The organism is Candidatus Acidulodesulfobacterium acidiphilum (assembly GCA_008534395.1).
GTDB classification, from domain to species: domain Bacteria; phylum SZUA-79; class SZUA-79; order Acidulodesulfobacterales; family Acidulodesulfobacteraceae; genus Acidulodesulfobacterium_A; species Acidulodesulfobacterium_A acidiphilum.
The window spans coordinates 1-3308 of sequence record SHMQ01000061.1; the positions used below are offsets into that span (position 1 = coordinate 1).

General features: G+C 42.5%; 3 protein-coding genes. All 3 read left to right on the forward strand.

Features of this window, described 5'->3' with window-relative positions:
* Positions 1-12 precede the first annotated feature (12 nt).
* Positions 13-861, forward strand: a complete 849-nt coding sequence (locus tag EVJ48_10265; protein ID RZV36593.1) for a hypothetical protein — start codon at positions 13-15, stop codon at positions 859-861.
* 178 nt (positions 862-1039) lie between these two features.
* Positions 1040-2032, forward strand: a complete 993-nt coding sequence (locus EVJ48_10270; protein RZV36594.1) for an NADH:ubiquinone oxidoreductase — start codon at positions 1040-1042, stop codon at positions 2030-2032.
* Positions 2029-3308, forward strand: a 1280-nt coding sequence (locus tag EVJ48_10275) for a Ni/Fe hydrogenase subunit alpha (GenBank protein RZV36595.1), incomplete at its 3' end; no start/stop codon positions are given. The genes EVJ48_10270 and EVJ48_10275, both read left to right, overlap by 4 nt.

Genomic DNA, 3308 nt, shown 5'->3' on the forward strand with positions numbered 1-3308 from the left:
AAAGCGGGCCGCTTGGCCGGCGGCGATAAAGCCTTAATAACCGCAGGCCTTTATTCGGAATCTAATTCCGCACTAACGGAAGCTATGGGAATTGTGGCTCAGGATATAGCCGAAACAAAGAAAGAACTGATAAATGTATCGGTCGAATTCGGAACTCTGCTTAGCCAGATAAGCGACCTTAATAATGCGGGAGCGGAACAGTCCGAAGAATTGTCGAGGACGGTTGCAACCATAGAAGAAAATACGAGAACAATCAGCAGCATAGCAGAATTAAGCGCAAAATCCAGAGAGAAAGTGGACGGCATAGTGGGGCTTATGAATACGAATGCTGGGCATGTTTCGGATTTATACGATTCTATTCAGAGAATCAACGAAAGCACGAAAAAAATTACGAATATTATTACGGTAATAAGAGAGATAGCCGACCAGACTAACCTTCTTTCGCTTAACGCAGCTATAGAGGCGGCGCGTGCGGGAGAGCAGGGCAGAGGGTTTGCCGTGGTTGCCGACGAGGTAAGGAAATTAGCGGATAAAGTAACCAAAGCGACCCGCGACGTAGAGGCTTTGATTAAGGAAACCGAAAACACAGTTTCATACGGCGTGGAAACCGTAAATAGGCTTGTGGATTCCAACAGTTTCGTAAACAGCGAAGCGGGTTCAATAAAAGACTATACCGACAATCTCGCTTCGGCGATAGAGGAGCAGAACGCTTCTATGAAGGAACTCGGCATGTCGGCGAAGAAAATATCGACGGAATCAAAGCATATTGCGGACTCAACGTCAAGTATAACAGATTCTGTAATACAGATGGTTGACGATATGGATAAGGCATCGGGAATAGTAAATCTGTATAATCTATAAATTATAAAATAAAAATAATAAATAGGATAAATTGTCATACCGTTAATGCCAAATTGTCATATAAATTTGAATTAAATCAAAAATTAATTTTCATATTTATTTATTTATTTAGCTGATTTTATAAATTAATAAATTTAAAATTTTAATTAACGCTAATAAAGGAGGTTAAGTATATATTATGACAGGTAAACCTAAAATAGCAATGTACTGGGCGGCTTCATGCGGCGGGTGCGAAATCGCGCTTGTGAATATTAACGAAAAGATAATAGATTTGGATGCCAACTTTGATTTTATGTTCTGTCCATGCCTCTTAGACACGAAGAAAGAAGATATAAAAGAACTGCCGGACGAAAGCATTTTTATAACTTTTTTTAACGGAGGAATTAGAACCGAAGAAAACGAAGAGATGGCGCATCTTTTAAGAAAAAAATCCAAGGTGCTGATTGCATTCGGCTCTTGCGCTTACGAAGGATGTATTCCCGGCCTTGCGAATCTGTCTTCCAGAGACGAACTTTTTAAAACGGTTTATCTCGATAATCCTACGATAGACAATCCTCTCGGGATTTTACCGGTTCCGGAGACTGACGTTCCGGAAGGAAGGCTCGAAATTCCAAAATTTTACGATACTCTAAGGACGCTTTCGCAGGTCGTCGACGTAGATTATTTTATACCGGGATGCCCGCCCGAACCAAAACAGATTTGGAAAGTTATCGAACTCGTCGTTTCGGGCGCCGCTCTGCCCCCAAAAAAATCCGTAATAGGAGCCGGGACGTCCTCAGTATGCGAAGAATGCGACAGAAAAAAATCGGAAAAAAAGATAGAAAGATTTTACAGAAATTACGAAATAATTCCGGAAAAAGAAAAATGTCTCTTAGAACAGGGGCTTATCTGTATGGGCATAGCGACGAGGGACGGTTGCGGCGCTCTCTGCCCTAAAGTCAACATGCCGTGCACCGGATGCTACGGCCATCCTGAAGGCGTACTCGACCAGGGCGCAAAAATGGTATCGGCGCTAGGTTCTATAATCGATATAGAAGGTATAAAAGGCATAAAGGAAACCGATATTGCGGAAAAAATCGATAAAATTATAGAATCGATACCAGACCCGTCTGGGTTGTTTTACAAATACAGCCTTCCGGATTCCATTTTAAAAAGGAGAACGATGCCATGAGAAAAATATCCATAGACCCGATAACCAGACTGGAAGGACACGGTAAAATCGACATATTTTTAAACGATGAAGGAAACGTCGAAAATACCTATTTTATCGTTCCGGAATTAAGGGGATTCGAGCAGTTCTGCAAGGGAAGGCTTGCCGAAGATATGCCTGTTCTGACTAACAGAATATGCGGCGTTTGTCCTGAAGCCCATCATATGGCGTCGGTAAAGGCTTTAGATATGCTTTTCGGCGTCGAGCCGCCGCCAGCCGCCAAAAAAATAAGGGAATTATTGTATATGGCATTTTACGTTACCGACCATACTACGCATTTTTATGCGCTCGGCGGCCCTGATTTTATCGTCGGACCTGATGCCCCGCCGTCGGAAAGAAACGTTCTCGGCGTCATAAGGAAAGTAGGACTTGATATAGGAAAAGAGGTTATAGAGACAAGGGCGAGAAACCACCATGTAATAGAAATGCTCGGCGGAAGAGGCGTTCATCTTGCGGGAGGTTTGCCCGGAGGCTGGAGCAAATCTATTTCTAAAGAAGAATTGGACGAAATTAAAACAGTTGCAAAAAAAAATATAGATTTTGCCCTTTTCAGTCTTAAAATATTCGACGACGTAGTATTAAAAAATCAGGTTTATAAGGAGCTTATACTGTCCGACGTTTATATTCATAAGACTTATTATATGGGAACAGTCGATGAACATAACCGAGTTAATTTTTACGACGGAAAAATAAGGGTGATTGACCCCGAAGGAAATGAATTCGTAAAATACGCACCTGCCGACTATACCATGCATATAGCCGAACGGGTAGAACAGTGGACTTATTTAAAATATCCTTACTTAAAAAACATAGGATGGAAAGGTTTTGTGGACGGACCGGATAGCGGCGTTTATTCCTGCACTCCTTTGTCCCGTCTTAACGTTTCGGATAAAATGGCTACGCCGCTTGCACAGGAATATTTTGAAAAGTTTTACGATACTTTGAGCGGTAAAAAGGAAGACGAAAGCGGCAACGGAAGCGGAAGGTATAAACCTGTCCACCATAGGCTTGCAACCCACTGGGCAAGATTAGTAGAGCTTTTGTATGCTTCCGAAAGAATGCTGGAGCTTGCTAACGACGAGGAAACCGCATCCGATAAAGTCAGAAATATACCCAACGGATTGAACGGTTCTCCCGAAGCCGTAGGTATAGGTTCGGTAGAGGCGCCGAGAGGCACGCTGACCCATCATTACGTTTCCGACGAAAAAGGCATCGTTAAAAAGGTAAATCTTATAGT